This window comes from Candidatus Colwellia aromaticivorans, from assembly GCF_003333305.1.
GTDB classification, from domain to species: Bacteria; Pseudomonadota; Gammaproteobacteria; order Enterobacterales; family Alteromonadaceae; genus Colwellia; species Colwellia aromaticivorans.
Window position 1 is genome coordinate 70118 of sequence record NZ_QOLD01000070.1, and the last position, 23405, is coordinate 93522.

At 37.5% G+C, this 23405-nt stretch carries 15 protein-coding genes, 1 tRNA gene and 1 pseudogene; 8 read left to right on the forward strand and 9 right to left on the reverse strand.

Features of this window, described 5'->3' with window-relative positions; genetic code table 11:
• Nucleotides 1-73: 73 nt before the first annotated feature.
• Both DWA31_RS11150 and recA read right to left on the reverse strand, forming a co-directional pair.
• The gene (locus DWA31_RS11150; RefSeq protein WP_114326660.1) at nt 74-1021 is read right to left on the reverse strand and encodes a homoserine O-succinyltransferase; all 948 of its coding nucleotides are present in this window, start codon (nt 1019-1021) and stop codon (nt 74-76) included.
• A 562-nt stretch (nt 1022-1583) separates the two neighbouring features.
• Nucleotides 1584-2612 (reverse strand): recombinase RecA, encoded by a 1029-nt coding sequence (gene recA, locus DWA31_RS11155; RefSeq protein WP_114326661.1) that lies wholly within the window; start codon nt 2610-2612, stop codon nt 1584-1586.
• Between the two features lie 696 nt (nt 2613-3308).
• Here recA and DWA31_RS11160 point away from each other — a divergent pair.
• The 3 genes and pseudogenes from DWA31_RS11160 to DWA31_RS11165 all read left to right on the forward strand — a co-directional run bounded on the left by DWA31_RS11160 (nt 3309) and on the right by DWA31_RS11165 (nt 8778).
• Nucleotides 3309-6233, forward strand: a complete 2925-nt coding sequence (locus DWA31_RS11160; protein WP_168427334.1) for a KAP family P-loop NTPase fold protein — start codon at nt 3309-3311, stop codon at nt 6231-6233.
• A gap of 82 nt (nt 6234-6315) precedes the next feature.
• Nucleotides 6316-6771 (forward strand): annotated as a pseudogene (locus DWA31_RS17530) (transposase); the annotation flags it as partial.
• A gap of 372 nt (nt 6772-7143) precedes the next feature.
• Entirely contained in the window at nt 7144-8778 is a 1635-nt protein-coding gene (locus DWA31_RS11165) for a thiamine pyrophosphate-dependent enzyme (protein ID WP_114326663.1), read from the forward strand.
• A 749-nt stretch (nt 8779-9527) separates the two neighbouring features.
• Here the strand turns inward: DWA31_RS11165 and DWA31_RS11170 are convergent.
• Nucleotides 9528-10556: a lipase family protein gene (locus DWA31_RS11170; RefSeq protein ID WP_114326664.1), complete on the reverse strand. Its 1029-nt coding sequence runs from the start codon at nt 10554-10556 to the stop codon at nt 9528-9530.
• Nucleotides 10557-11015: 459 nt separating this feature from the next.
• On the opposite strand from DWA31_RS11170, the gene phaP reads away from it, so the two are divergent.
• Nucleotides 11016-11387 carry a TIGR01841 family phasin gene (gene phaP, locus DWA31_RS11175; RefSeq protein WP_114326665.1) on the forward strand — a complete coding sequence of 124 codons (372 nt, stop codon included), beginning with the start codon at nt 11016-11018 and terminating at the stop codon, nt 11385-11387.
• Nucleotides 11388-11922: 535 nt separating this feature from the next.
• Here the strand turns inward: phaP and DWA31_RS11180 are convergent.
• The 3 genes from DWA31_RS11180 to DWA31_RS11190 all read right to left on the reverse strand — a co-directional run bounded on the left by DWA31_RS11180 (nt 11923) and on the right by DWA31_RS11190 (nt 13689).
• Nucleotides 11923-13050, reverse strand: coding sequence for a hypothetical protein (locus DWA31_RS11180; protein WP_114326666.1), 1128 nt, complete (start codon nt 13048-13050; stop codon nt 11923-11925).
• Nucleotides 13051-13253: 203 nt separating this feature from the next.
• Nucleotides 13254-13532, reverse strand: a complete 279-nt coding sequence (locus DWA31_RS11185) for a peptidylprolyl isomerase (protein ID WP_114326667.1) — start codon at nt 13530-13532, stop codon at nt 13254-13256.
• Nucleotides 13533-13604: 72 nt separating this feature from the next.
• A tRNA-Leu gene (locus DWA31_RS11190) sits at nt 13605-13689 on the reverse strand.
• Nucleotides 13690-14284: 595 nt separating this feature from the next.
• On the opposite strand from DWA31_RS11190, the gene DWA31_RS11195 reads away from it, so the two are divergent.
• The gene (locus DWA31_RS11195) at nt 14285-14785 is read left to right on the forward strand and encodes an RDD family protein (RefSeq protein ID WP_114326668.1); all 501 of its coding nucleotides are present in this window, start codon (nt 14285-14287) and stop codon (nt 14783-14785) included.
• Nucleotides 14786-14900: 115 nt separating this feature from the next.
• Here DWA31_RS11195 and lptG read toward each other — a convergent pair whose 3' ends face one another.
• A complete protein-coding gene (lptG, locus tag DWA31_RS11200) occupies nt 14901-15968 on the reverse strand; it encodes an LPS export ABC transporter permease LptG (protein ID WP_114326669.1) in 1068 nt (355 codons plus the stop codon).
• The gene (gene lptF / locus DWA31_RS11205; RefSeq protein WP_114326670.1) at nt 15968-17158 is read right to left on the reverse strand and encodes an LPS export ABC transporter permease LptF; all 1191 of its coding nucleotides are present in this window, start codon (nt 17156-17158) and stop codon (nt 15968-15970) included. Before lptF ends, lptG begins: the two co-directional genes overlap by 1 nt.
• Before the next feature lie 251 nt (nt 17159-17409).
• On the opposite strand from lptF, the gene pepA reads away from it, so the two are divergent.
• The 3 genes from pepA to DWA31_RS11220 all read left to right on the forward strand — a co-directional run bounded on the left by pepA (nt 17410) and on the right by DWA31_RS11220 (nt 22478).
• Nucleotides 17410-18918 carry a leucyl aminopeptidase gene (gene pepA / locus DWA31_RS11210; protein ID WP_114326671.1) on the forward strand — a complete coding sequence of 503 codons (1509 nt, stop codon included), beginning with the start codon at nt 17410-17412 and terminating at the stop codon, nt 18916-18918.
• 89 nt (nt 18919-19007) lie between these two features.
• Nucleotides 19008-19469: a DNA polymerase III subunit chi gene (locus DWA31_RS11215; RefSeq protein ID WP_114326672.1), complete on the forward strand. Its 462-nt coding sequence runs from the start codon at nt 19008-19010 to the stop codon at nt 19467-19469.
• Between the two features lie 111 nt (nt 19470-19580).
• Nucleotides 19581-22478 (forward strand): valine--tRNA ligase, encoded by a 2898-nt coding sequence (locus DWA31_RS11220; protein ID WP_114326673.1) that lies wholly within the window; start codon nt 19581-19583, stop codon nt 22476-22478.
• Nucleotides 22479-22566: 88 nt separating this feature from the next.
• Here DWA31_RS11220 and DWA31_RS11225 read toward each other — a convergent pair whose 3' ends face one another.
• Complete coding sequence (locus DWA31_RS11225) at nt 22567-23400, reverse strand: formate/nitrite transporter family protein (protein WP_114326674.1); 834 nt, start codon at nt 23398-23400, stop codon at nt 22567-22569.
• Between the last annotated feature and the right edge of the window lie 5 nt (nt 23401-23405).

The following is a 23405-nucleotide window of genomic DNA, read 5'->3' on the forward strand; positions in this document are numbered from 1 at the left end:
TGGTATTAAATTACTGGCTAGGATAAATAATAGTGACTAGCTAAATAATCTTAGCTGATATTTCAGTAAATAATCAAATAACAGTATCTGGATGGATAGCTCTCATATTTGAAGCATCTAATTGGTATGGTGTCATTTGATAAACATAGTAGTTTAGCCAATTAGTATAAAGCAAACTGCCATGACTGCGCCATGAGCCAACTGGTGACTTGCTAGCATCATCATCTTGATAATAATTTTTTGGTAAAGCTGTGTTCGAATTTTTACTACTATCTCGTAAATACTCTTCATGCAGCGTACTTGTGTCGTATTCAGGGTGCCCTGTTAAATACACTTGCTGTTTGTTTTTACTTGCAGCCAAATATACACCTGCATCCGCAGATTCAGCTAATATTTGTATTTCCGAAATACTTTCATAATCTGATTTATCAATGTAACCATAACGAGAATGTGGCACATTAAAGTTTTCATCAAAGCCTCTAGTTAGCGGCTCTTTATCATCAAGTGGCTTATGTTTAAACACACCTGAAAGTTTTTCTTTGCGCAAATGACGATTGAGACCATAATGGTGATATAAAGCGGCATGTGCAGCCCAACAAGAAAACATAGTTGAAGTGACATTTTTTTCAGCCCAATCGAATACTTCACATATTTTATCCCAAAATTTCACTTGCGAATAATCAAGCAAGGCTAATGGAGCACCGGTTATAATTAAGCCATCATATTGTTTGTGCTTTATATCATCAAACAAATGGTAAAAATTCTGTAAATGCTCTTCTGGCGTATTTTTAGACACGTTTTTATGTATACGAATAAATTCAATATTTATCTGTAACGGTGTATTAGACAACATCCGCAATATTTGCACTTCAGTTTCAATTTTATTCGGCATTAAGTTGAGAATAGCAACTTGCATTGGTCTAATTTCTTGAGATGCTGCTCTGTTCTCAGACATAACAAAAATATTTTCATTATCTAAAATTGATAACGCTGGTAATTGGTCGGGGATTTTAATGGGCATAAGACACCTATTACGAAAAAATAATATACAAAATAGCAATAAGCCAATCTTACTTAGATTGCTAGATATGTCAACTTCTAAACGTATAGATGGCTAAATGGTTTATTATAAAAATATGCATTATTAAATTTACGCGTTTGACAAAGTATACATAACCCCATGGTTAATAAATAATTTAAACTCGGATTTATTCAGCAGTTTGCGTGCCCTGTTACAAGCAAAAAGGTATACCCGTTACCATTCAATATGCAGGTTTCAGAGTGCTTGAGCGATTTCAATTCAAGGCGCTGTGATGTAATAATGGTTACTTCCTTATAAATCACAGCAACGATGAAGTGATATTGCTCAAGCCCTTCTTCGATGGGTTTAAAAGTAATTTATGCAGCGTTATTAAATTAAAGAATGGAACAACCATTCTATAAATTTAATGCCTTACTTAAATGGCTTTTAATTCCCACTGAAATCACGCACTTTGAATGATTACGGGTATAGCTAATAATAAAATAGCCTTTATGTAAAAATAAAGGCTATCAAGTGATTAAGAGTTTCCTAGCAATTGAAATTACTCAACAACTTCAACCGCTTCTTTCTTAACTGTATCTGGTTTACTTAAAAACAGATCACGTAATTTAGCATCAACATCTTTTGCCATATCCGGATGCTCTGCTAAATATTTAGCCGCATTTGCCTTGCCTTGGCCAATACGTTCACCATTACAGCTATACCATGCACCTGCTTTTTCTACAAACTCATGCTTTACGCCTAAATCAATTAACTCACCTAAGTTGTTAATACCTTGGCCATAAAGAATTTGAAATTCAGCTTGTTTAAATGGTGGTGCAATTTTGTTTTTAACTACTTTAACGCGAGTTTCATTACCAACAATTTCATCACCATTTTTTACTGCGCCAATACGGCGAATATCTAAACGAACTGATGCGTAGAATTTAAGCGCATTACCACCGGTAGTTGTTTCAGGGCTGCCAAACATAACACCGATTTTCATACGTATTTGGTTGATAAAAATAAGCATGGTATTTGATTTTTTCAAGTTACCCGTTAATTTACGCATAGCTTGAGAAAGCATACGCGCTTGAAGCCCCATGTGTGAATCACCCATATCGCCTTCAATTTCAGCTTTTGGTGTCAGTGCAGCAACCGAGTCAACCACAATAACATCGATAGCCCCAGAGCGAGTTAACATGTCAACAATTTCGAGTGCTTGTTCACCGGTATCTGGTTGCGAAATTAATAACTCGTTAATGTTAACACCTAGCTTTTCAGCGTAAACTGGGTCAAGCGCATGTTCAGCATCAATAAAAGCACAAACTTTATTATTACGTTGTGCTTCAGCAATTACTTCTAAGGTAAGTGTTGTTTTACCACTTGATTCAGGACCATAAATTTCTACAACTCTGCCCATAGGTAAACCACCAGCACCTAAGGCGATATCTAATCCCAATGAACCGGTAGAAATAGTTTCTACATCCATTGTATTATTATCACCTAACTTCATGATTGAACCTTTACCAAATTGACGTTCAATCTGACTTAATGCTGCAGATAGTGCTTTTTCTTTATCGTCTTTCATGTGTTGCTCCACGGGTGATTTCTGGAATTTCGTTTTGATGAAACAAGTATACTGTATAGTCGTACAGTATCAAGTTTTTTATTTATTTTTTTATTTATTGACGACAAACCTACAAACCTATACTTTTAAGTTATTGATATAAACTCAATTTACACATAGTTATAACTTTCAATATTCTTTTACAAAAAAGTTACTTAACACTTTTGAATTTGTATTTACGATCTTTCTTCTACTTAGTTAATACATTATTACAGCTCACCTCCGCTTTCTTTTTCATCATGAAAATAATAATAGAAAGTAAGGTTTGAATATTAAGCTTATTACATTATTCGTTCAGAAAACAAATCAACAGAATAACAATAGCTTTAGTATTTATCACGCCGCCATAGTAAAAACAGATGGCGAAATACTGATTCAATTTTTCATATTTAGAATGAGAAAGTAAGCTTTTAAACCGCTTATAGAAAGGGTTAATTTTGATAAATATAATTGATTTAGTTCATTTACAGTTTTATCCATTTATACCCGTTTACTAAATGAACTTAATATATCCAAAGACTTAAACATGAGCAGCCAAATTAAATAGGCATCATTCGATTTTCGTTTGTCCACATTGGTGACTATACTGATATTAATCCGATAGTATTCCGATAGTATTTTTGAGTAATAATATGGACTTAGCTCATGGGGATAAAAATGTCGCAACCAACAACAAAAGTGAATTCTCCATCTTCAAAAACTGAACGCAAAGTAAGCGAAGGCGTTTCTGATAATGAATCAGTAAACATAAAATCAAACTTTCCCAAGAAAAAATTGATCATCGCTTCAGGCATTATGCTGATAGGCATTTTTCTGGCTTATTTTACTTCTTACATTGCACAACCTAATCCAACCCCCTTTGATAGAAAATTTGAATTGTTTAGCCTGAAAAGTTGGGTGCAGCCCATAGAAGAAAACGGAATTTATAGAGTAACCATTGTTAATACCACATCGCCTATTACTGAATATGCAGTAGTGGGTGAGCAATTAGCACTAACATTTGAAAGTGGTCAAGCACAAAGCATTATGCCTCAAGGTAATCTTAGCGTCATAAAACAAGAAAATAATGAGCAGTTAAGTGCACAACTAAATATCAACTTTGGTGACAATAACAATGATCAGATGACAAATTCGATAGAAAATTCAATTGATCAGTTTTTTAAATCCATTCCCGCAGAAAGCAAAAGACTAAAGATTAATCTAAGTGGGTACGTAGGTAGAACTACTTACGTAGAGCAAACACAACCAATAAAAAAGAATAACGAAAAGCAACAATTTCAGCAACAAGCCTATAGCCCACCGCCAACGGAATTAGATTCATTCACGCCCGAGTATGCGCTTGTTATAGGCGACCGATTTGTGAGAGTGGTTAAAACTTATATCCAAGGTAATTTTAACCTTAATAATATTGAGGGAACTTCTTATGGGGCTGAAAGACATTACACTAATGAATGGAAAGACGGTGTGGGTGCCAAAAACGGCGTATTGATTGAAATAAATTACGAAGTAGAATCAATTAATTGGCAACGTTTGGATGCTAGCAAAACTGTAATAACAATCCAAAATGACTCAAACGGTAAAGCAAGATGGGAAGTCGTAGACGGGAATATCTTCAACTATATCGATGGAGAAGGCAACAAAAGTACGGTTGCTGCTTTAGCCACTGCCTATTTTTCCATACATCCTGAAATATGGAAAATTAATCCAAATAAGCCAGCATTGCAAATTGATACCGTGTTGCCATCACCACAGCTTTATCCTTCAGTTTTATCCTTATTAATTCTGGTAGTATTTAGCTTTTTATCACTACGCACACTTCGTGTTACCAATGAAGATAAAGACCTTAGCGTGGTTACAGAACAGCAAATAATTGACAACTTTATTTCAGACGCCCCAGCGAACGATACAAGTCAGGACCAGTTGGGATTTGTAGAAATTTCAAAGGCGCTTTCTAGCTTCTTGCGCAACACTGGAACAAAAGCGCCCTTAACATTAGTAATTTCAGGAGTATGGGGCTGTGGTAAATCCTCCTTGATGTATTTTTTAAAACAGAATTTAGAATCTTATCGATTACGACCTGTTTGGATAAACGCTTGGCATCATCAAAATGAAGAACAATTTTTAGCTGGATTATTAAACTCTGTGCAGTCTAACGCTATACCTCAAGTTTGGACATCTGCAGGGCTCTTGTACCGTTGGAATTTATTTAAAATGCGCTGGTCAGAATCACCACTAATGTATGTAGTTGCCTCTTTATTTTTCTTTGGTTCATTAAGCTACTGGCTAACCCTACAGGATTTTAATTTTGAGGTGAGTAAAAATCTGACATTTACAGACAACTGGCAAAACATCACCGCCTTTATAACGACATTAATTGGTGGTATTCCGTTGTTACTGGCGAGCATGGACAAAATATCGACTATGGTGAGATCAAGCAACCCAATTAGATTATTGATTGGATCCCCCGGTCGTAATTTAGATTTACGTTCTAACGTGGGCTTAAGAGAAAAGTTTGCCAAAGAGTTTAATATGCTGTGTAAAGCCTTAGGCGACACTACTCTTACTATTTTTATTGATGACTTAGACAGGTGTAAAGAATCACGCATAATGGACGTCATGGAAACCCTTAACTACTTAGTATCCAGTGGCGATTGCTACATTGTGCTAGGCATGGAACGTGAGCCTGTTGAAAAAGCTATCATTAATTATTACCGCAATACGCACGAAGATTTATCGCCCGAAGAATTACAGCTTAAGGCGACACGTTATTTAGAAAAAATTATTAATATCGAAATTCCGGTTCCAGTCGCAACCCCATCACAAGTAAGTTCTTTAACAGCAAGTGTAAAATCACCTAAGAATAACGCTTCTGCAAAATGGAACTGGTCATCACCCCTTTTATTTTTTTTAGCTTTATCAGCCAGTATTATTTTGGGCACCTATTTAGCAGGTGTTGTATCTATTGATATTAGCGAGACTGAGCAAACCTCCGCTATAACCTCATCCATGACTGAGCCTGCACAACCTAGCATAGAAAAAGAAGAGAATAATAATAGCGAGAAAGCTCCTATAGGAGAACTTTCTGAAACTAAATTTTTATGGTCATTTGAAAAACCAAAACAACAACGAAACTATATTAATTTTATATTACCTTTCTTGATTGTCGGTATTGTCGCCCTTATTATTAGATTAGAGCGATATCGACAACGTAAGCAGGTTGTTGAAAAAGACTCCGTTCCTTTCTTAAAAGCAATTGCAGTATGGGCGCAGGCCTTAGGTACTTCAAGCCATACACCAAGAAGCATTAAACGTTATGTTAATCGTGCTCGTTATTTAGCCATGCGAAATATTGCCTCAAGCGCAGGAATAAAAGAAGAAAACTTAGTGACGTTAGCCGCTTTGCTAGAGTTTGCGGATCAGAATAACTTTCAAGATTTTGATAGTCTGAAAAGCTATGTTCCTCACTTTGAAAATGAAGGCTTTGAACAAGACATCAAAGTTTTACTAGCTAAATCAGAAAACATTACTGAAGAAAAAAAAAGGCTATTTTTACATTGGGTTAAAGGCATTCAGGTTAACTAACTTATTGGCTATGTTCCCGTAAATTGTTACCATACTGTATATAACATCAGTATTCGCGTGTCTTATTATGATATCAGCATAATTTAAAAAACTATTAGTCGCGTTAGAACACCTAACAGATAAGCAAGTTAGAGATGTAGAGAAGCTTTTAAAAGGCGATAGTTTAATTCAGCCAATCATTACAGAGCTTTAACTACGCATGATTGATGAACCTAAGTGTCCCCATTGCCATAGTTGTTTGATCAATCGACACGGTAAAGCTGAAGCTATGCAAAGGTATCGTTGTAAAAACTGCACAAAAACCTTTAACGCTGTGACTAATACACCATTAGCTAGGTTACAGCATAAAGAAAAATGGCTAGATTATTTCCAATGTATGATCAGTGGCAAAGTGCTAAGAGAGTCAGCAAGCGATTGTGGCATTAACTTAAAAACATCGTTTAGGTGGCGACACCGCTTTCTTCAACTGCCTTCAACAATGAAGGTTACACTACTAGAAGGGATAGTTGAAGCGTCACTTTCCACATTTGTTTACACAGTTCTGACTACCAGCCCACCCTAGTTAATTGTTTATTATATATATTATTAATAACTTCCTATATTTTAAGTCTGTTTACTATGTAAAGAATAAATTCCAAATGTTTTTAAGTATATTCCTTATAATTTTGACTATAGATAACAAAAAGTACTAAATTTAGCGCAAATTAGTACATAAGTTAAATAACAAAAATAACACTTAGTTTTGAACAATACTTATCTGCAAGCATTGTTGAGGGCATGGTGATTTCGACTTTCTGTTTTTGGCGAAATAATTAATCGAGATTACTTTTTTAGATAAAATATAGTCACAAAAAACCAGCAGACCCTAAACATTAGAAAACAGATCTAGTGTTAACGAAGGAATAATAAAATGCAAAATATCACCTGTTCAGACGCTATTATCCAAACCCTGATTAAAAACGGTGTGGATACTATTTTCGGTATTCCCGGCGCACAAACCTATACTTTTTTCGATGCGTTACACAAACATCAAGATAAGATAAAAACCTATGTCAGTCGCCATGAGCAAGGCTCTGCTTATGCTGCCTATGGATATGCAAAATCAACAGGTAAAGTCGCCGCATATTGTGTAGTGCCAGGTCCTGGTGTACTAAATACAACAGCGGCACTTTGTACAGCCCATAATGCTCCCGTACTCTGCATTACCGGACAAGTACCCAGTGAGTTCTTGGGCGTTGGTCATGGCATGCTTCACGAACTTCCAGATCAGCTTAACACCCTACGTACACTGACTAAGTGGGCTGCCCGTATAAACCATACCGCTGAAGCTCCCGCAATAGTAGAAGAAGCATTTAAGAACCTAACTAGCGGTCGTATACAACCCGTAGCGCTCGAAGTGCCAATGGATGTTCTCGGTCACAAAGCCATGGTGGATATGAATTTCCCTCACATCCCAGGCGCCATTATCGAACCCCGTGCTGATAAAATCAGCCAAGCAGCTGATATGATCCGTAAAGCCAAAAACCCTATGATTTATGTAGGCAGCGGAGCTATAGAGGCTAAGGATGAGATCGCGCGACTAGCCAAACTAATTCAGGCGCCCGTGGCCGCTTTTCGTGGTGGACGAGGCATTGTTGGGGATGATACTCCTTATGGTTTTAACTGCGCACAAGGTTACAAATACTACCCTAAAGTAGACTTAATGATAGGTATTGGTACCCGACTAGAGCTTCCCGCTTTCAGGTGGCAAGAAGGTAACGCCAACCATAATATGATTCGAATCGACATTGACCCAATACAGTCTGTACGCTTGCGTGGTGACGTAGGCATTGTTTCTGATTCCAAGCTTGGGGTGAGTGCATTACTTAAAGATCTTGCAACTAACTATGAAACTCCCCTTTCAAAAGAACAAGAATTCACTGATCTCAAAGCCGATGTGTGGGCACAAATCAACAAAAAAATTCAACCGCAAATGACTTACTTGGGAATAATGCGAGACGTTTTACCACGTGATGCCTTTGTCGTTGAAGAAATCTCCCAAGTAGGATTCGCTTCATATTATGGCTTCCCCGTCTATGAACCGCGTAAATTAGTCACCTGTGGCTATCAAGGTAATCTGGGACATGGATTTCAAACCGGTATAGGTGTCAAAATAGCCAACCCTGATACCCCAGTCGTTTCAATAGCGGGTGATGGTGGGTTCATGTTCGGCGTACAGGAGCTAGCCACAGCAGTGCAATATAAAGTAGGTCTTATCACCCTCATATTTAACAATAACGCCTATGGCAATGTTAGACGAGATCAGATCAATTTCTTTGAAGGACGCGCCTTCGGCTCAGAGCTGCAAAACCCAGATTTCGTAAAATTAGCTGAAAGCTTTGGTGCCAAAGCCTATCGTGCAAACTCTCCGGCGGAGCTCAAAACTTATTTGCAACAAGCCCTAATTGATTCTGAAGATGGTCCTGTCATTATTGAGATACCTTGTGAACGAGGCAGTGAAGCATCCCCTTTTGAATTTCTGTTACCAACAAACTACGGGCGATGATCAATAAGAGAGAATAGTGTCGTTAAATCACCGTTATTTATTGATTATGGTAAACGGTTAGGCAAAGGTTGGTAAGTCAAGAAGCTATAGAAAACATATGGCAAAAAGTTTGAATCTAATGTCTCCAAACACACAACGTAGACATAAAAAAAGCCCCGACTCTTTCGAGTCAGGGCTTTCTATAGATGGTACCGCAAGACGGACTTGAACCGTCACTTCTTTCGAAACCGGATTTTGAATTCTTTGCAAAGCCTTTAAGAACTACAGTTATCAATATATAACAATAAGTATCAAAGATAGTTTTTAAACAATATCCTTTAAAATCGATTCATATCGTTAAGTTTAGTCCATCACTAAACACACACATTATGATTTAATGTACCACTGCTACAATAGTATTTAATGGGTGATTAAATTTAAAGTACTCGTGGCCATCTATACTCAGAGTAGTGTTAATAGTTTTAATTTTTTTCAACGTACCAAAAATCAACACTACAGTTGATTGTATTGGCAAAAATAAAATACACTACCCCCTTGTAAACACCACTCTAAAAGCGCCACTATTTGCCGAACAGTAGATTTTTTACTTATATCTACAGATTTTTAATATCTTTGAATTATTAAAAATTTGAGCTATAAACCATTTCTATGGCGATAACATATTGTCGATATCTATTAAAACCAATCAAAAAAACTGCTCTTTTATTAGCTAAGTCAGTTTGAAATAAGCTGAGAATGAAACTTCGTTATTAAAGGATTCTATCTTTTGCAATTTGGGCAAGTTTCTCACAATAGTTAATTATAAAATGATCCTTTGCAACATTACCAAATGTACTCACAATTTGCTTCCAAAAGTCTTCTAGTACAATAAAAATATTAGGACTGTGTTTTACCGTAACGGAACAAGGCTTTGCTGTTGTTTTTAGTTCACCTTGTATATAAACAAGGTTTCCATAATGAGTATAACCTGCAAGTTTTTTACGAAGCCATTCACTGAGTCGCTTGCTTCCATTAATTGGTATTAATCTAAGTAAGTTTAATGAAAATCTCATGCCATACCCAAACGGCAGTCGCGTCACTATATCCGCACGATGAACCACGCGATAAACAGGGCTTCGTACATTTTCATAAAATTCATCATCAGCTGCACGAGGACATCCAAAAGTATACGTAGCCCCTATATTAAACTCCTGCAGATACTTTGTTGCTAACATGGCCCAAGCTCCACCAAGAGAATGTCCAGTAATGTATAATGGTTTTGTATTACCCTGTTCAGATAGACTATTACGCACATCATCAAGAATTAAATGAATGCCATCATGAAACCCTTTATGGGCCAAGCCACCACCGATTGCGGGTTGTAACATTAATTTTGCATCAGTAAAAGCATCTTTAGCTGAGGAAGTTCCGCGAAAAGATAAAACCAGAAATGATTCTTCACCATTACATATTTCTGCCAATAAAGCTTCAGTTTCACCTTTAACAAAAGAATCCACAAGTCGAATCTTATTTGTTTCTAGGATGGCTTCAACATTGCTTTTATTACGCCCTGAACGCTCAATTAAGTCTTTTACTAAACCATCAAACTCAGTATCAACCTTACCAGTATCAACAAGATTTTTGATATCTGATATCAGTGTTCCTACATTCTTTTCCTGAGGCAGCTCTTCATATACTAATCGTGAGAATTCAGCAAGCAGCCATGATGTTCTGTCAGAATATGCTGCTCGTTTAATAGGGTGAGTTTTGAACACGCTTCTTTCTAAAAAGTATTCCATAATATTTCCTCAAGGTGAGCGATTATATTTTTCTAAGTATGAGACCAGATCCTAACAGCTTATTAGTTTTACATATAAAATTTAACGCCTTTAATCAATTAGTTAAACCTACCGCTTTGTATTATGTAGTCTTGTTGAGTTCTAAATAGCTTATCTTTTTTAATGATAAAAATGTTGTTTTTAAAACAGTACCACAAGAAAAAGTTAAATATTTAGCTAAATGTAAATCTCACACCTTTTTACAACTATCAGTTGTTTACCTTGTTAAATCTAAGTGTCGACTGCTCTCTGTGAGTATTGTCTTGTTAGCATATAATCAACAATGCTATTTAAAAAAGGTGGCTTTATGTTGCAGGGCAGCAATAAAGTTGTTGACGCCTATCTTTTAACCAATTATACTAGCTTCAAATCAAGTTGCTGCACCGCAGTATAAGACAAAACTAAATAGGAATATTAATTATGTTTACACAATTAACAGAACAATTCACTACTGCAATGAATTCATTAAACAATGCAGACCAGTTCTCTACAGCGATGAAGCCATTTAACAGCCTTGTAGAAATTAATACTAAAACGGTTGAGACATTAATCAATCAACAAGCAGCATTAATTACTACCATCATGAACGATAGCGTAGCGCAATCTAAAGCGTTATCAGAGCAAACAGATTTAGCCACAGCAATTGAAGCACAAAAAGTTTTCACTGAAGCGCTTCAAGCTAAAGTTTCTGCCTCAGCTAAAGAAGCTTATGATGTTGTAGCTAAAACGTCTGAAGAAGTATCTACACTAGTTAAAGATTCTATAGCTGAAGCATCTACGCTTGCTAAATAATTGATGACTAAACAATAAGCCCACTTTGCGCTTATTATTGAAAAAACCAGTATCAAGATACTGGTTTTTTTATGCCTGAAATATGATTGATACCAATTGAAGTAATGAATTAATCATTCAGCGAGACTTTATTCAGTATTCGTAAATTTAGATGGCACCATAGTAAGTCCTACCATAACAGCAAAGTTTTAAATAAATATCATATCGCGTACGGTTTTACAGGATAGCTACAGGAGTTTTACAATATTTTAGAAATAAGAAATCGTTGCAACGATAACCACAGTGATAGAAGCAGTCCTTGCAGGTGAACTTGACTCCTTATTAGATAAAGTAATCTCTCATCCAAGCAAAAAGAAACAATCCCACCGCACTACATCAAAATGCCCCGGCTCAATTAAATCCACCATATCCTGTGCCCACAAATCCATATGGGTGATACGCCACTTACCAACGAATTCATTCATAACTATGCCCCTCACTTGTACGCTAGCCAAATATTTAAGGTAGATATACTTGTTTGGTTAGTATTGTACTACTAAATAGTTTGCGCCCTTAACCTTAGGTTAGTCCAATGGTTAAATTGTCTTTGTAGCCCCTTGATTGGCAGACCTATAATATTCTCAACTTGTTTTATGCCAGTAACATCACATAGGTTTTGTTGCTCATACTTAATAACCTTCGCCAGCATGCCTTTCCTTTGTTGATTATCCATCATGAAATAAATAAATGCCCAACTAGTCGCATACAGCCTACTTCTTAGTTCTGAATTCCAATCACCATTGGTGGCAGTCAGCAATTTGTTCAAAGGTAATAGCTGTTTAGACATATGGTTGTTGTTAGTCCAATTTTTGTTGGGATATACCCTACCGTTCTGACCATCCACTTCGATATATTCACTGTATTCTGCCAACCCTTCATTTAACCATTTAGGGCTATAGCCAATAATACCTCGGTTAATAGCATGAGTTGCTTCGTGGGTTGCTATTCGCATGGTTGCAGCATGATTAGTGAGTAATAGGTGTGCTTGATTAGTTGCATGACTATAAAAGCCCGGCGTATTGTCGCTAACAGGCATATTGTTTTTGGCTTTGATTTGGTTGAAAGTTATTTTAGATGCGTAAATACGAAGGTTGATATCTACCTTCTTTAGCGATGACCTATCAAGTAGTTGACCATATATCTCAAACAGTTTGTTAAGCTTCAGAGTTAGCTTTTGGTTAAAATCATAGGGAAGGCTTTCAGCGTTTAGGTCTAAGGAGAAATAATCAAATACCTTTTCACCTGCATAGTTTAGTACCCTGAATTCACCATTCTTAGGTTGTGTACTACTAAAATTTGCTATTCCCCTTTCATCAACCCAAGTATAAACCTCACCGACCTTTTTATATTTAACCTCGCCCAATGATGTATCTTTGCAGGCTCTAGCATTACCCACTTCTACATGTTGGTATTGTTTTTTAGGTTTGGCCTTGGCAACAGCTTGTCTTGTATTAGCTGGAGGCTTTTTTAATTCAGGGACATCAGCAAATAGCGACTCTACCCAATGGATGGTTTTATTAAGTTGTGCATGCAAACTAATACCGTGGTCGCTGAAATAGCTGGCAAGTAAGAAGCTACCAACGAACGCCAGCAAGGTAAATATTCCTATGAGCCTTTTTTTCAAGCCACTTCCTTGAACAAATAAAGTTAATGCTAAGCTATAAGGTATCAAGTAGTTGGCTACACCACAAATTTCAGGTACAAAAAAAGCCCCACTCCGTTAAGAGCAAGGCTTCATAAATTGTAATACCCGCGGTCGGACTTGAACCCCATATCTTTCGACAGGAGTTTAAAAAAGAACGTGCATTAAAAACCACTAGTTGTAAATTAAGTCCGGTAAAGCACTTTAATGACATGCCAACCAAATTTAGTTTTAACTAGGTGTGGCTCTAATATTGCTCCGTTAAATGCTATTTTATCAAACTGAGGTACCATTTGACCTCGTTTAAACTCGCCTAAATCACCGCCCTTTTTACCAGACGGACATGACGAATGTTTTTTAGCTAACGTTTGAAACTTAGCGCCTTTACCTAACTGCTTAATAATGTCTTCTGCAATTGCTTTGTGCTTAACCAATATGTGAAGTGCGTACGCTGTAGCTGCCATATAAAACCTTTTTAACATTATCTTTTGGACATAAAAAAGCCCCGACTCTTTCGAATCAGGGCTTTCTTTATATGGTACCGCAAGACGGACTTGAACCGTCACTTCTTTCGAAACCGGATTTTGAATCCGGCGTGTCTACCAATTCCACCACTGCGGCTTAAGCTTTTTCTGTTAACAGTTACTACGTGGTTATCACGTCAACTTTTAACTTAAATTTCTTTTCTCTCACTTTATGCAAAACTTACAGTGATTTGCATACTCACTGTCTTTCGACATGAGTTCTAGCGAAAACGAAGTGGGGGCATTATACGAGAAATCCCTTAGTTGACAAGTGTTTTTATCGTATGCTTGCTTATATGTTGCTTATTTATACAAGTGGTTAGTTATCCATTTCAACTCACTTAATAGCTTGTTTAGTTATTTAGTATTGACGACAAGACAAAATAAAAGCTACCTCTAAAACAATTAACCAAAACATACCAATATCTGGCACACATGCTTTTAGTCATTTATGATTTGACTGAAAATTACTAAAAACAAAATTATTTACTTTGTTATGCGCGTAACTATTCACCTATCGTCACTCCCGAGGTCTTTAAATCTGGAGTCTAGAATTTAAAACACTGAGACTCCAGCTTAAGACACAACTGGAATGACGGGAATACTAGGTATGGTGAATAGATACTTATGCCCTTACTTTTGTTAGACTAGCAAAAAAATTTTACTGTGTTTTACAATATTAAGAGAACTTTATGAGCGATAGCCAACTAGAACATTTTCCCCGAGCAGGCTTTCGCCGTCGATTTGGCTCATGGGTATATGATGTTCTCATTGCTTTTGCTGTTTATATGGTGGCAGGGGCAGTATCATTTTTGTTGATATATCTAGGTTATTATATAGGTTTGTATGGCATGCAAGGCTATGAACATTTTTCAGATACTATTTCAAATACCTATTGGTTAAAGTGGCCAAATGAATTTTGGAAGCTTGCTTGGGTGAGTTTTTTCTTTGTTTATTTCTGGGAAAAAAGCGGCCAAACGTTAGGAATGAAGGCTTGGCGATTACGTCTACAAAATCAAGATGGTACACGCATCACTATAACGACAGGCTTGAAACGTTTAATCCCTACTTTGCTTGGTTTGGGTAATTTAACTGTTATTTTTGATCGAAAAAACAAACTCAGCTTACAAGACAGGTTAACTAACACTGAAGTTGTTGTTTTATCTTTAGCCGCAAATAAAGGTAGACTGTAGACGTTTCGAATTAATAGTTACGAGTTAATCGTTTCGAGTTTCGAGTTTCGAAGAAAAATAGCTCATTGTATGGCACTTCGCTACTAGTCACTTTTCGTGCTAACAACTTTTGCCGTTATGTCGCCTTCTTACTGATAAAATACCACGCGACACTAACGAACAATATACTAGGTGAAATGGCTCCGATAAGTGGAGGGAATTGATACACTAAACTTAACGAGCCTAGCACTTCGTTACAAACAAAGAATAATATTCCTGTCACTACGCCCATCATAATTCTCGCACCCATTGATACTGAACGTAATGGGCCAAAAATAAAGGACAGCGCTACCAACAACATAACGGCAACAGTAATGGGTTGCATTAGTTTTCGCCAAAAAGCGAGTTGATAACGACTAGGATCTTGCTCATTGGCTTCAAGATAATCTAAATAGTCAATTAAGCCCCTCACCGACAATGATTCAGGAGTAACCGTTACAACGCCTAATTTTTCAGGCGTTAATGATGATTCCCATATTTGTTGTTCAATATTGGTAGTGGTAATTTTTTCTTTGCTTAACTGAGTATTAATCACTGTAGTCAATAACCAAACATTCTCTTGATATATAGCACTATCAGCACTAAGCCAACTTTCTAATTTTAGTTGCTCATCAAAACGATAAATTTGAATTTTTTTCAACTGACCTTGCTCTAAAACTTCGCCAATATTAACAAAATAATCACCGTCTTTTGCCCATACGCCATTTTTAGACGATATTAAGCTACCGCCTGATATAGCCTGAGCACGAATTTCTCTTGCCGTCGCCTCACCTATTGGCGCAAGCCATTCGCCTACCGCCATACTAATAAAAATTAACAATGTGGCGGTTTTCATCACTGACTTAATAATATCTAACCGCGATAAACCTGCCGCTTGCATCACGACTAATTCACTATTACTTGCTAGCATGCCAATGCCAATGAGCCCACCAATGAGAGCAGACATAGGGAAAAACACTTCAATATCTCTTGGCACAGCATAAAGCACATAAAGAGCGGCGTGAGATAAATCATAATTACCTCGTCCAACCGCGCGCATTTGTTCAACAAATTTAATAATGCCACTAACACTCACAAAAACCGCTAGCGTTAAAAAAGTAGTTGAAGCGATAATACGACCAATATATCCATCTAAAATTCGCATTATGATTGTCCTTTACTTTGGCTTTTTTCACCCTGTTTATCAACGCGCCTATCGACATTGCTTCGTTTAAAACGTGGTAGTTTCGCTTTGAGTTTTTTGCCGCTACGTCGTTCTTTCATCAGTAAAATCATACCTAAAATTAAAGCACTGATATGTATAGGCCAAAGCCCTAAAATCACAGGTAAAGCTTGTCTTTCTATGCCTGAACGCATTGCTGTTAATAATAAAAAGTAGCCTAAAAATAACATTAGCGCTGGTAGCATTTTAGCAAACTTACCTTGCCTAGGATTTACTACACTTAACGGCACAGCAATAAAAATCAAGATAATACAAGCCAAAGGAAAGGCAATACGCCACTGAATAGTAGCGCCATATTCGGCCACTAATTTATCTTCAGTTGGCGAAAATAAGGCTTGGGTAGGTAACGCGCTGAGTTTGCGATGCTTTTGCTCTACTTCTTGATCTTGAATTTGAATATAATACCGATCAAAAGCAACCGATTGAAATTCACCATTGATAGCATCACTGTGATAACGAGTACCATCAGATAAAACTAAACGTTGAGAGCCTGACTCTTCTTCAATCACTTGCCCTTGTTTCGCATAAACTAAACTGGAGTTAATGATACTTTCTTCACTATGATTTTCATCCGGCAATTGAGCAACAAACACTTTATCAAAGCTATTGTCATCACGGTTTTTATCATGAATAAAAATTACCGCTTTTTTATTACCTGTTTTTTGAAAGCGTCCTGCAACTAATGAACTTAGCCCTGAATCAGCAGCTAATTGATCTTTTACCTGATATTGATATTCCGATGCCATCGGCGCTAAATACAAAGTAAAAATACCGGTAAAAATAGCGGTAATAAACGCTAAAACTAACGTCACTCGTACAACATACCACTCACTCACACCACAGGCATGCAATACGGTCATTTCATTGTCGGCATATATTCGCCCGTAAGCTAATAACACCCCTAAAAACAAACTTAATGGCAACATCATACCCGCTAAATCGGGAATTTTTAGCGCGATGAAAATCATCACCATTTGACCTGGAATACTTCCTTCAGAAGCATCGCCAAGTACTCGAACAAACTTCTGACTGATAAAAATAGTCATTAACACAAAAAATACTGCAAGTTGTGTTTTAGCTACTTCTTTTAATAAATAACGAAAGATGATCACAAAAAGATCCTATAAAAACTTTCCATAAAACATGGTTTTTTCTGACATTACAGCAAATATTCAGTAAACTTGCCGTTTTAGTAAGTAAACTATATAGTCAGTAAATAAGCTATATCGAGTAAAACAGCTATAATTATAGCCCTTAGCGATATCAATTGAATAGACAAGAGTGCTATTTTTTACTGATTTTAGCACGTTATAGTAAAACAATAGCCAAAAAAAAACCAAATTATTATGCAAAAGGAGAGCTCATGGAGTTCAGTATAAAAAGCGGTAGCCCAGAAAAACAACGCAGTGCCTGTATTGTTGTTGGTGTGTTTGAACCACGCCGCCTTAGTGCAACAGCAGAACAGCTTGATGAAATTAGTGAAGGCTATATCAGTAATCTTTTGCGTAAAGGTGATTTAGAAGGTAAATCAGGACAGATGTTATTATTACATCATGTACCTAATATTCTTAGTGAGCGTGTTTTATTAGTTGGCTGTGGTAAAGAGCGTGAGCTAGACGAACGCCAATATCGCCAAATTATCAATAAAACCATTAATACTCTTAATGAAACTGGCTCAATGGAAGCGGTATGCTTTTTATCAGAATTACATGTTAAAGGCCGTGATACCTATTGGAAAGTTCGCCAAGCAGTAGAAGCAACTCAAGATGGTTTGTATAGCTTTAATAGTTTAAAAACTCATAAAGAAGAGCCACGTAGACCGTTGCGTAAAATTGTATTCAATGTACCAACACGCCGTGAGTTACCTATTGGTGAACGTGCAATTAATCACGCATTAGCCATTTCAGAAGGTATTACTACCTGTAAGAATGTCGCGAATATGCCACCAAACATTTGTAACCCTGCATACTTAGCTGAACAAGCAAAAATTCTTGATAGTGAATATGAAAATGTCACAACCACCATAGTGGGTGAGCAAGAAATGGAAGCATTAGGCATGGGCGCTTATTTAGCGGTTGGCCGTGGCTCTGTTAACGAATCATTAATGAGTATCATGTCTTACAATGGCATTGATGATGACTCTAAACCGCTTGTATTGGTTGGTAAAGGCCTTACTTTCGACAGTGGTGGTATTTCATTAAAACCCGGCGCTGGCATGGATGAAATGAAATACGACATGGGCGGAGCTGCTGGCGTTTTAGGTGCTATGCATGCGTTGGCTGAATTAAACTTACCTATCAAAGTTATTGGTATTTTAGCTGGCTGTGAAAACATGCCAAGCAGCAATGCTTATCGCCCTGGTGACATTTTAACCACAATGTCAGGACAAACTGTAGAAGTGTTAAACACTGATGCCGAAGGTCGTTTGGTACTTTGTGACGCGTTAACCTATGTTGAACGTTTCGACCCTGAGTCTGTTATTGACGTTGCCACATTAACTGGCGCTTGTGTGGTTGCATTAGGCAAACATGCCACAGGTTTATTAAGCTCGCATAACCCGCTTGCTCATGAGTTACTTAATGCTTCAGAGCAAAGTGGTGACAGAGCATGGCGCTTACCGTTATGGGATGATTATCAAGAACAAATTGAAAGCCCATTTGCGGATATGAGTAATGTTGGCGGTAAAGGTGCTGGCACTATTACTGCGGCATGTTTCTTAGCACGCTTCACTAAAAAATATAATTGGGCACATTTAGATATTGCTGGTACTGCATGGCGCAGTGGTGGTAAAGATAAAGGCTCAACGGGTCGTCCAGTTAGCATGTTAACGCAATTTTTGCTTAACAAAGCAGGGCAAGAGCAAGGCGAGTAACTCGAGTTTCGAGTTTCGAGTTTCGAGTTTCGAGTTTCGAGTTTCGAGTTTCGAGTTTCGAGTTTCGAGAAAATGATAAGAGCATATGCATGCAAACTCAAGTAATGTTTTACATATTATCTGATGATAAACAAAGCGCTGATGCTAAAGATACAAGCTCAGCGTTTTATCATGCCTGTTTACAAGCAAGCTACTTTTATCGCCAAAATCAACGGGTATTTATTTATACTCAAGATCAAAAAAGCGCAGAACAAATAGATGAAATGTTATGGGCATTTGACAGTGATAGTTTTGTACCCCATAACTTATCTGGTGAAGGCCCTAAACAAGGCGCAGCGGTTGAAATTAGCCACCAAGCTTCACGTAGCCGTCGCCCTGTTTTGATTAACTTATCTAGTACTGTGCCCGATTTTGCCAATCAATTTCAATTTATTGTTGATTTTGTCCCAAGTGACGAAACATTGAAACAACTTGCCCGAGAACGATTCAAAGCTTGTCGCCAACGAGGTTTTCAAGTTGATAACCAAGCAGCAGTAGCAGAAACACAATAATGTAGGACGTACTTTTTAGTGCGATATAAAGTAGTGCGACATTAAGTTTTGTCAGCGCATTTTTATGCTAAAAGCCGACCTACAATTTACAACTTTTATTTCGAGAACATGATGGAAAAAACATTCAACCCAACCGACATTGAACAATCTTTATATACTAGCTGGGAAGAGCAAGGTTACTTTAGCCCAACAGGCGAAGGAGATAGTTACAGCATTGCAATTCCACCACCAAATGTCACCGGCTCTTTGCACATGGGACATGCTTTTCAACAAACCATCATGGATACGTTAATTCGCTACCAACGCATGCAGGGTAAAAATACCTTATGGCAAACGGGTTGTGACCATGCTGGTATTGCCACACAAATGGTGGTTGAGCGTAAAATTGCTGCTGAAGAAGATAAAACCCGTCATGATTACGGACGCGAAGGTTTTATTGATAAAGTTTGGCAATGGAAAGAAGAGTCTGGCGGTACTATCAGCAAACAAATGCGTCGTTTAGGCAACTCTATTGATTGGAGCCGTGAGCGCTTCACCATGGACGAGGGCATGTCAGAAGCCGTCCAAGAAGTTTTTGTTCGCTTATTTGAAGATGACTTAATTTATCGTGGTAAACGCTTAGTTAACTGGGATCCTAAATTCCATACCGCTATTTCTGATTTAGAAGTTGAAAACAAAGATAAAAAAGGCCATATGTGGCACTTACGTTATCCATTAGCTGATGGCGAAAAAACTGCCGAAGGTCTTGATTATTTGGTTGTAGCGACTACTCGACCTGAAACCATGTTAGGTGATACGGGCATTGCGGTTAATCCAGAAGATCCACGTTATAAAGATTTAATTGGCAAGCAAGTATTGTTACCACTGGTTAATCGTTTAATCCCTATTGTTGGTGATGATCATGCCGACATGGAAAAAGGCACTGGTTGTGTAAAAATAACGCCTGCCCATGATTTCAACGATAACGAAGTTGGCAAGCGTCACGCGCTACCACAAATAAATATTTTAGATAAAGACGCGGCAATTTTAGCCAGTGCTGAAGTTTACGATACCAAAGGCGAACTTTGTGATGCTTATAGTTCTGAATTACCAAGCGAATTCGCTGGGTTGGACAGATTTGTTGCCCGTAAAGCGATCGTTGCTAAATTTGATGAACTGGGTTTATTAGTTGAAGTTAAAGATCATGATTTAGTTGCCCCGTATGGTGATAGATCTGGCGTTATCATTGAACCTTTATTGACTGATCAATGGTATGTACGTGTTGAAAAACTTGCAGGCCCTGCCGTTGAAGCAGTTAAAGATGGCCAAATTGAATTTGTGCCTAAGCAATACGAAAATTTATATTTCTCTTGGATGAACGATATTCAAGACTGGTGTATTTCACGTCAATTATGGTGGGGACACCGTATTCCTGCATGGTATGACGAAAATGGCAAAGTTTACGTTGGTCGCACCGAAGATGAAGTAAGAGCGAACAACGATATTGCCGCTGATGTCACACTAAAACAAGATAACGATGTACTAGATACTTGGTTCTCTTCAGCCCTTTGGACTTTCTCAACTTTAGGTTGGCCAGAAGAAACTGAAGACTTAAAAACCTTTCATCCTACTGATGTTTTAGTCACTGGTTTTGATATTATCTTCTTCTGGGTTGCCCGTATGATCATGATGACCATGCACTTTAACAAAGATGAAGAAGGTAAAGCGCAAATACCTTTCAAAAAGATTTACATGACTGGTCTTATTCGTGATGAAAATGGCGATAAAATGAGTAAATCTAAAGGCAATGTTATTGATCCTTTAGACATGATTGATGGTATTTCTTTAGAAGATTTATTAGCTAAACGTACTGGCAACATGATGCAGCCAAAACTTGCTAAGAAAATTGATAAGCTAACCAAAAAAGAATTTCCAAATGGCATTGAAGCCCATGGTACCGACGCGCTACGGTTTACCTTAACATCCGTTGCCACCACAGGTCGTGACATTAGTTGGGACATGAAACGTCTTGAAGGTTACCGTAACTTCACCAATAAGTTATGGAATGCTAGTCGTTATGTATTAATGAATACTGAAGAGTTTGATTGTGGCAACTCTTCACTTCAAGGAAAGAGCGGTGAAATGGAATTATCACTAGCCGATCGTTGGATTATAGGTCAATTTGAACAAACAGTGAAAACCGTACATGAAGCATTTGATACTTTCCGTTTTGATCTTGCCTCACAAGCTTTGTATGAGTTCACTTGGAATCAATTCTGTGATTGGTACTTAGAGCTGACAAAGCCCGTGTTATTTCCTAGAGATCAAGAACAGGGAAATGAAGCCCAGCAACGTGGCACACGCCATACACTAGTGAATGTATTAGAAGGTTTATTACGCTTAATGCATCCTATTATGCCTTTTATCACTGAAACTATTTGGCAACGTGTACAGCCATTAAGTGATTATCAGATCAAAAGCGGTAAAACTGACGACTCAATCATGGTTCAAGCATTTCCACAGTTTGATGCCAATAAATGTGATCAACAAGCCATTGATGATTTAGAGTGGGTTAAACAGTTTATCGTTGCCATTCGTAATATTCGTGGTGAGATGGACATATCACCAAGCAAATCATTACCAGTATTACTTAAAAACGTTAATGAACTTGACCAACGTCGCCTAGATGAAAATGAGCAGTTTTTAAGCTCTTTAGCGAAATTAGAAAGTATTTCTGTGCTAAATGATGATGAACAAGGGCCTGCTTGCGCTTCCGCTGTTGTCGGTGACTTATCGGTATTAATTCCTATGGCAGGACTTATAGATAAAGATGCAGAATTGGCTCGTTTAGACAGAGGAATTGATAAACTTGAAAAAGATGCAGCTAGAACACGTGGTAAGTTAAATAATGAGAACTTTGTTAGTAAAGCACCTGCGGCCGTTATTGATAAAGAAAAAGCTAAACTTAGCGAAGCTGAATCAGCCCTAGCGAAAATGTTAGAGCAAAAACAGCAAATAGCCGCATTATAAGTAAAAAAACAACGTGCCTATGTACTTTACTCAGGAGTACATAGGCAAGTAACATTATTTATGCTACTTCACGTACCTTCTAGGAAACTTACTTTGCATCTTGTTGCACTATATTTCTTCGATAAATAATGTGGTACACAATACCTACCAGCAAGCTGCCACCAACCAAATTACCTAAAATAACTGGCAGTAAATTACTAAAAAAACCAGCCCAAGTAACGGTTTCTGCCGCTAGGTTTGTCGTGTTAAAAGCCTTTTCCAGCATAGCTAGAGGGATAATATACATATTAGCAATACAGTGCTCAAAACCTGCAGCAACAAAAGCAGAAATAGGAAAAACAATCGCAACCGCCTTATCAATGACGGTTCGTCCTGCAAAAGCCATCCATACAGCCATGCAAACTAACACATTACATAGTACCCCTTTAAAAAAAGCACTCCAAAATGGCATAGCGGTTTTTACCATAGCTATCTTTATATATTGCTCAGCAATTGCGCCATTATTCATTTCAGTATGACCTGAAAGAAACACCAATACCGCCAACCCCGCCGCACCAATGAAGTTAGCCAAGCAAACTATAATCCAGTTTCTTAATAATTCTAAGCTAGATATTTTTCCCTCTGCCCACGCCATTGCTAACAAATTATTACCGGTAAATAATTCTGCTCCTGCAACAATCACTAAAATTAACCCTAAAGAAAATGCCAATCCGCCAACCACTTGACCAGTAGCAAAACCAATAGAGGCATCTGATTTAATCAACACAAAATAAAGAGCACCCAAACCGATAAATGCACCTGCAAGTACACCTAACATCAACAAAGATAGAAACGGCAAACGCACTTTAGCAACACCAACATTATTTACCCGTTGGGCTATTTCTTTGGGAGAGAAAGCATCAGAGCCAAATATTTCAGACATAGTTA

Bases quoted from the DNA above. Each gene is read 5' to 3' on its own strand.
- lptG (WP_114326669.1), bottom strand. From the start codon at position 15,968: ATGCGAATTTTAGATGGATATATTGGTCGTATTATCGCTTCAACTACT.
- DWA31_RS11220 (WP_114326673.1), top strand. From the start codon at position 19,581: ATGGAAAAAACATTCAACCCAACCGACATTGAACAATCTTTATATACT.
- DWA31_RS11160 (WP_168427334.1), top strand. From the start codon at position 3,309: ATGTCGCAACCAACAACAAAAGTGAATTCTCCATCTTCAAAAACTGAA.
- pepA (WP_114326671.1), top strand. From the start codon at position 17,410: ATGGAGTTCAGTATAAAAAGCGGTAGCCCAGAAAAACAACGCAGTGCC.
- DWA31_RS11185 (WP_114326667.1), bottom strand. From the start codon at position 13,532: ATGGCAGCTACAGCGTACGCACTTCACATATTGGTTAAGCACAAAGCA.
- phaP (WP_114326665.1), top strand. From the start codon at position 11,016: ATGTTTACACAATTAACAGAACAATTCACTACTGCAATGAATTCATTA.
- recA (WP_114326661.1), bottom strand. From the start codon at position 2,612: ATGAAAGACGATAAAGAAAAAGCACTATCTGCAGCATTAAGTCAGATT.
- DWA31_RS11150 (WP_114326660.1), bottom strand. From the start codon at position 1,021: ATGCCCATTAAAATCCCCGACCAATTACCAGCGTTATCAATTTTAGAT.
- DWA31_RS11165 (WP_114326663.1), top strand. From the start codon at position 7,144: ATGCAAAATATCACCTGTTCAGACGCTATTATCCAAACCCTGATTAAA.
- DWA31_RS11215 (WP_114326672.1), top strand. From the start codon at position 19,008: ATGCAAACTCAAGTAATGTTTTACATATTATCTGATGATAAACAAAGC.
- DWA31_RS11170 (WP_114326664.1), bottom strand. From the start codon at position 10,556: ATGGAATACTTTTTAGAAAGAAGCGTGTTCAAAACTCACCCTATTAAA.
- DWA31_RS11195 (WP_114326668.1), top strand. From the start codon at position 14,285: ATGAGCGATAGCCAACTAGAACATTTTCCCCGAGCAGGCTTTCGCCGT.
- DWA31_RS11225 (WP_114326674.1), bottom strand. From the start codon at position 23,400: ATGTCTGAAATATTTGGCTCTGATGCTTTCTCTCCCAAAGAAATAGCC.